The 5,416-nt window shown below is 66.8% G+C and carries 4 protein-coding genes and 2 pseudogenes; all 6 read right to left on the bottom strand.

What is annotated here, in order from left to right:
* Positions 1-212 (bottom strand): annotated as a pseudogene (locus tag ACFWZ5_RS44525) (IS256 family transposase); the annotation flags it as partial.
* A 197-nt stretch (positions 213-409) separates the two neighbouring features.
* Positions 410-1,486 carry a hypothetical protein gene (locus ACFWZ5_RS44520; RefSeq protein WP_384892831.1) on the bottom strand — a complete coding sequence of 359 codons (1,077 nt, stop codon included), beginning with the start codon at positions 1,484-1,486 and terminating at the stop codon, positions 410-412.
* Positions 1,487-1,503: 17 nt separating this feature from the next.
* Entirely contained in the window at positions 1,504-2,712 is a 1,209-nt protein-coding gene (locus ACFWZ5_RS44515; protein WP_384892828.1) for a Rieske 2Fe-2S domain-containing protein, read from the bottom strand.
* Between the two features lie 9 nt (positions 2,713-2,721).
* Positions 2,722-3,789 (bottom strand): Rieske 2Fe-2S domain-containing protein, encoded by a 1,068-nt coding sequence (locus ACFWZ5_RS44510; protein ID WP_384892825.1) that lies wholly within the window; start codon positions 3,787-3,789, stop codon positions 2,722-2,724.
* Positions 3,790-3,831: 42 nt separating this feature from the next.
* Positions 3,832-4,764: an SAM-dependent methyltransferase gene (locus tag ACFWZ5_RS44505; RefSeq protein WP_384892822.1), complete on the bottom strand. Its 933-nt coding sequence runs from the start codon at positions 4,762-4,764 to the stop codon at positions 3,832-3,834.
* Positions 4,765-4,851: 87 nt separating this feature from the next.
* Positions 4,852-5,416, bottom strand: a pseudogene (locus ACFWZ5_RS44500) (4-hydroxy-3-methylbut-2-enyl diphosphate reductase); the annotation flags it as partial.

Raw genomic sequence — 5,416 nt, 5'->3', positions numbered from 1 at the left:
GCCAGGTCTCCACGCTCATAGCCGAGGTGTTCACTCATCTCGGCTTCCAGAGCCCGCTCCAGCACGGCCTTGGTGATCTCCGTCAGCATCCCGCCATCCCCCAGCAGAGCCGCTCCCGAGGCATCAGCCTTGTCGAGCAGCCGCTCGACCACCTCGTCCACCATCATGTCCCCAGTCGCCGCCGAGGCGACCGGTTCCGCCTTGCCTGTCATGACTCATCCGATCCGCCTGGCCCGAGAGCCCGAGGCCGAGCCCCAGGGCCAGACCGTCACATCACGGACTTACACGATCTTTGAGACACATCCGGCGTCGACCCACGCCTTGCGGATCGTGGGGTGCTCGGCGGCGACACGGGTGAGGAGGCGAGTGAACCATCACATACCAGCATATTCACGATGCGAACGTCCTCTCAGGTTGTGACTGTGAGCGGCTGCTCACTGGCGATGTCGCGGAGGCCGGGAAAGGTACTGATCACCATCTCTCCCGAGGAGAACCGGTCCGTGTCGCTGTCCGGGCTGTAGTAACGGCTGCTGAAGGTGTGGAAGTCGAGATTGCCCGAGATGAGGTGCCCGAGTTCGGTGAGGTAGGCGCGAAGGTCGGCGCGCTCCCGGGTCTCGACGGTCCGGCAGGCGGCCAGGTATCGGCGCTGAGTGTCACCGCACATGCGGGCGAGCTTGTCGATGGCCGCTTGCAGCGACAGGTCGTCTTCGCGCATGACGATCCACAAGGCATTGCGCGCCTCGCCGATCTGGATCTCTTTGTGGAAGGAGAAGAGGTCATTGACCAGCAGCACGGAATCGATGGCGGCGTCGCGGGCGGCCCGCAGAGACGGATTCGCCGCGAGGTCGTCGGTCATGTCGAAACCCAGCGCGTATTCGCCGAGGGTGGTGAGCCAATAGCCGAATGCCTCGATCCGCCGCAGCTCCACATACCGCTGGAGCGTCAGGGTGTCGACGTGCCGGATGAACCGCCCTGCCAGCAGGGAGATCTGTTCGCGCATGGCGTGTAGCAGGCGTGTTCCCACCCGGGGACTGATCTCCGCCATGATCGGGCGGAGGGTCTCGTACAGCAATCGGGCCGCCGCACGCTTCCGGGGTGGTCGGGTGCCCTCGAGAGCGGCGAGGTAGCAGGTGCGCAGCTGCTCGCACAGGGAGGCGTCCTCGAGGGTGGCGGGGTCGCCGAACTCCTCGTTCATGAGGGTGACGGTGTTCATCATGCGTTGCAGGCAGACGAACCGGTCGGGCAGCGCGTGCGGGTAGATCAGACCGGCATAGGTCGGGACCTGTGCGGCGATGAATGCATCGGCTGCTTTGTGGCTGTTGAGGCAGGCGGTGATGTAGGGACGGTCGATGACGTTGAGACAGCGCTGGGCCGCGTCGTTGTCCGGATGGCGGAGCACCGGCAGGGTGATTCCGGTCTCCGGGATGGTGAGGAGAGTGCCCGGTGAGGGCATGGCGGCGATCGCTCGCGCCGCGCGCAAGGGCATGGTGTCCTCCGGGCGGGTCACGTAAGGGCTGGGGGGACGGGCGGTGCGATGTCGGCGGAGCCGTTGTCACGTTGGGTGCCGGCCGGGCCGCGGGTGCCGACAGTCGCGGGGTAGAACTGCCGGGCCCAGTGCCGATAAGGCCCGATTGGTCCGTCGGCTTTGGACAGCCGGGGGTGAGGCTGGTAGCGCTTGTGCTGCCAGATCGGCCGGTCGGCGTGAGTGATCTTGATGAGTTCTTGCATGACGAGGTAGCTGGCCAGATGGGAGAGCTGCCTGTTCGACAGTTCGCGCAGTGCCGGCGGCAGCCGCTTGGCCACGGTGACCTTGCAGCTCCCCACAACGCGCAGGTGAATGCGCCACGGAGCAACCGGAGTGGGGAGGAACCAGTTGCGGACGGACATCCCATACTGGGGCAGCTCGAACCGGAGCTGGAGGTGGCCCAGGCCGTAGAGGTCCACGGGGTGTTCGACCACCAGCTCGCCGAGTAAGGAAGCGCGTCGCCCGACGCGCAGGTCAACATGGAAGTGGGGGCCGTCGGCGACGGGTGGCTGGGTCTGCTGAATCGACAGACCGTGCAGCGTCATGGAGTGGTCGTAGTCCACGAGGTTCTCCAGAACCTCCTGGGGGTGGCTGGCCAGTTCATAGGTCCGCCAGACTGGCCGGTGGTAGCCCTCCAGGGGCTCTGCGACGATCTCCCATGCGGGCGGGGCGCCGTCGGCGGAGTGCCATGCGTAGACCATGCCGTTGAACTCGCGCACTTCCTCCCGTTCCAATGTGGCCTTCGGGGCCGGCGCGTTGGGAGTGTGCACGCAAACGCCGTCGGTGGCGTAGGCGTACCCGTGATAGGGGCAGACAAGGTTTTCTCCCTCGATACGGCCGCCCACGCCGAGATGCGCCCCCAGGTGGGGGCAGTAGGGGCCAATGGCCCTGAGCACTCCGCGCCTGGTCCGATAGAGCACCACTTCACGGCCCATGAAGGGGCGTGTACGCACCTGCCCCGGCGGCCACTCACGCGACAGGCCCACGCAGAACCAGCCCTGGGGGTAGGGCAGCGCTGGTTCCGCCTGCGCCTGGTAGGCAGCAAGCGCAGCTGCGGTGCGCAGGCGCGGATACCGGCTGATACGCACCGGACGGTCCCCGCTGGCACGCATCAATTCCCTGTTCCTGCCCGACATGCGCATGCGAAGCCGCGCGCGGAGCCGCTCGGTGCCTGTTGTATCGCTCATGGTCGCTGCTCACTCCTCGTGGCCGTGCAAGCTGGGTTTCCGGGCGTCGGCGTTCAGGGGCGCTGCTGCGCTCCGGTCGGCGAGCACGGCCAGGTCGTCAGGCGCGAAGAACCGTGCCGCCCAGCGGCGGTACTCCATGATCGGGCCGTCTCCCCGAGCGAGCTTGGGATGTTCGACGAAGCGGCGATGCCCCCAGATGATGACGTCCTTGTTCCCCTGCCGGACCGCACCCGCCGACATGACCCTGGAGACAATCGGCGTGATGGCCGCCGCTGCCAGACGCGCTGGATGCCGTTTTCCAACCCGCAGGTCGAACATGGTGAATGACGACTTCCGGAACGCGATCCGGCCCGGACCGACCGGTGTCCACCCCAGGTTCTCCCGCACCCGCAAGCGCACCTGCGGAACATCGAACTCGCCGATCGCGTGGCCCAGCCCATCACACGTGATCTTCACCGTGACGCCGATCTTGCTGAACTGGAAGCCCTGCAACGGGATGGTCACCAGCATCTGGAAGTCGCCGTACTCAGGATGCGGATACTTACCGGACTCGGTGACCACCCTGGTGCCGTGCTCGCTCGGGAAATGCCCGAAGTCCACAGTGTTTTCGATGAAATCCATTGGGTGCCCGGGACCGGTGGTCATCCAGTCCACCGGTTTACCGAACCCCTCCGCCGGCACCGACGCGAACTCCCAGGCGGGCAGATCCCCCGCTGGCGAATACCAGGCGTAGACCAAACCGTTGGCCTCGCCGCTCGGCAGCACGGTGAGCTGCGCCCGCGGCGGTAAGGTGCCATACCCCGTACGAGCGCAGGTGCCGTTCGGATCGAACGCGAAGCCGTGGAAGGGGCACACGAGGAACTCGCCTTCCACCCGGCCGCCATACCCGAGGTGCGCCCCAAGGTGCGGGCAGTACGGGCGGATAACTCGCAGGATGCCGTTCGTGGTGCGATAGATCACCACGTCCTCGCCGGCCAGCGCGCTTCGTGCGACCTGGCCGCGTTCGACCTCGGCAGTGAAGGCAACGGGGAACCAGCCAGTGGGGTAACCACTGGCCTTTTCCGTTGTGTCGGGCATCGGTTGCTCCTCTCCAGAGGACCGGGCGCGGTGAAGGGGCGGCTACGGCTGGCGCCGGGCAACGATGCTGTAGGCGGAGACCTTGTCAGCGAGCAGACCGGCGGTCATGTTGTCGGCCATCACGCGGAGTTCTTCCAGCGGGCCGCTGACTCCGTCCGGGAAGTGATGTTCGATGTTCGCTTTGACCTGGCCGAACCAGTGGGCGACATCGGCGTTGGAGGGCAGGACGCGCATATCGGCGATGGTGAAGCCGCCGTCGCGGATCGTGTCTGCGAAGTACGCGGGGGACTTGCGGTTGCCGCAGGCGAGCCGGTCCACGGTGTCGGGGATCTCGGAGGTGTAGGCATCGAGGTCGCCTTTGAAAAGCGTGTCGGAGATGATCACGATGCCGCCGGGGCGGACCCGTGTGGCGAGGGCCTTGACCGAGCGTTCGAAGACATCGTTGCGGAAATGGGTGTAGACGCCCCGGATGACGACCAGGTCGTAGGGCTCCTCCGGGTCGGGGAGGCGGTCGACGTCCTGACCGTTGCACAGGTACAGGTTGATCCGGTCGCCAAGGCCGTGGTCGGCGACGTAGTCGGCACAGTAGGACAGTTGGGCGGGGCTGATGTTGACGGCGTCGATGCGGAGGGCGTCGTGGAAGCGGCGGGCGAGCAGGTAGGTGATGAAACCCCAGCCGCAGCCCAGGTCGAGGATCCGGCGGATCGGCGGGCGGGGGCCGATCAGCAGCCCGGCGTGGTGGAGTTGGCGGTCGAAGAAGCGGACGCCGGCCTCGCCGAGGTTGATCCGGCGCCGGGCACCCTCGTAGATGCCCCATTCGAACAGGCAGGTGTCTCCCAGTGCTTTGCGCCAGCTATCAGGGGCGTCGGCGTACGTGTAGACGACCTTGTCGCGGTACGGGTCGGATGCGTTGCCGTCGATGACGGCCACGCTGTCGGGCAGCGGCGCACCGTGCAGACTCGAGACGATGGTCATAGGGGCGTTCTCCCTTCAAATCGGCCGCGCGGGTGAGATCTCGCGGTGGGCCTACGGCTCGGCGCCCGGGGTGTGCCGCTGGTCTGCTCACGCCGGGGTGGTTGGGGCGCCCAGGTCGCGGCGGAGCTCCTTGGGCAGGCTGAAGGTGATGGACTCGTCGGCGGTCTTGACCGTCTCCACGTCCGTGTAACCGCGTTCGGCCAGCCGCTGAAGGACGCCGTCGACAAGGATGTCCGGCACCGAGGCGCCGGCGGTCAGGCCGACCATGGCGACGCCGTCCAGCCAGGCCTCGTCGATCTCGTCGGCGAAGTCCACCAGGTAGGCGGCGTCCGCGCCGGCGCCGAGGGCGACCTCGACCATGCGCTTGGAGTTGGAGGAGTTGCGGGAGCCGACGACGATGACCAGCTGGGCGTCTTCGGCGAGCTTCTTGACCGCGGTCTGGCGGTTCTGGGTGGCGTAGCAGATGTCGTCGCTGGGCGACGAGAGGAGGTTCGGGAACTTGGTCTTGAGGGCGTCGACCGTCTCCATCGTCTCGTCGACGGAGAGGGTGGTCTGGGAGAGCCAGACGACCTTCGACTCGTCGCGAACCTCGACATTGGCGACGTCCTCGGGGCCGTCGACCAGCGTGATGTGCTCGGGGGCCTCGCCCAAG

The organism is Streptomyces sp. NPDC059003, from assembly GCF_042740445.1.
Classification (GTDB): Bacteria; Actinomycetota; Actinomycetes; order Streptomycetales; family Streptomycetaceae; genus Streptomyces.
The sequence above is the reverse complement of the archived record's forward strand: the minus strand, read 5'-3'. Positions and strand labels throughout refer to the sequence as shown.

Excerpts from the sequence above, each read along its gene's own strand:
- ACFWZ5_RS44510 (WP_384892825.1), bottom strand. The coding sequence starts at position 3,789 with ATGCCCGACACAACGGAAAAGGCCAGTGGTTACCCCACTGGCTGGTTC.
- ACFWZ5_RS44515 (WP_384892828.1), bottom strand. The coding sequence starts at position 2,712 with ATGAGCGATACAACAGGCACCGAGCGGCTCCGCGCGCGGCTTCGCATG.
- ACFWZ5_RS44520 (WP_384892831.1), bottom strand. The coding sequence starts at position 1,486 with ATGCCCTTGCGCGCGGCGCGAGCGATCGCCGCCATGCCCTCACCGGGC.
- ACFWZ5_RS44505 (WP_384892822.1), bottom strand. The coding sequence starts at position 4,764 with ATGACCATCGTCTCGAGTCTGCACGGTGCGCCGCTGCCCGACAGCGTG.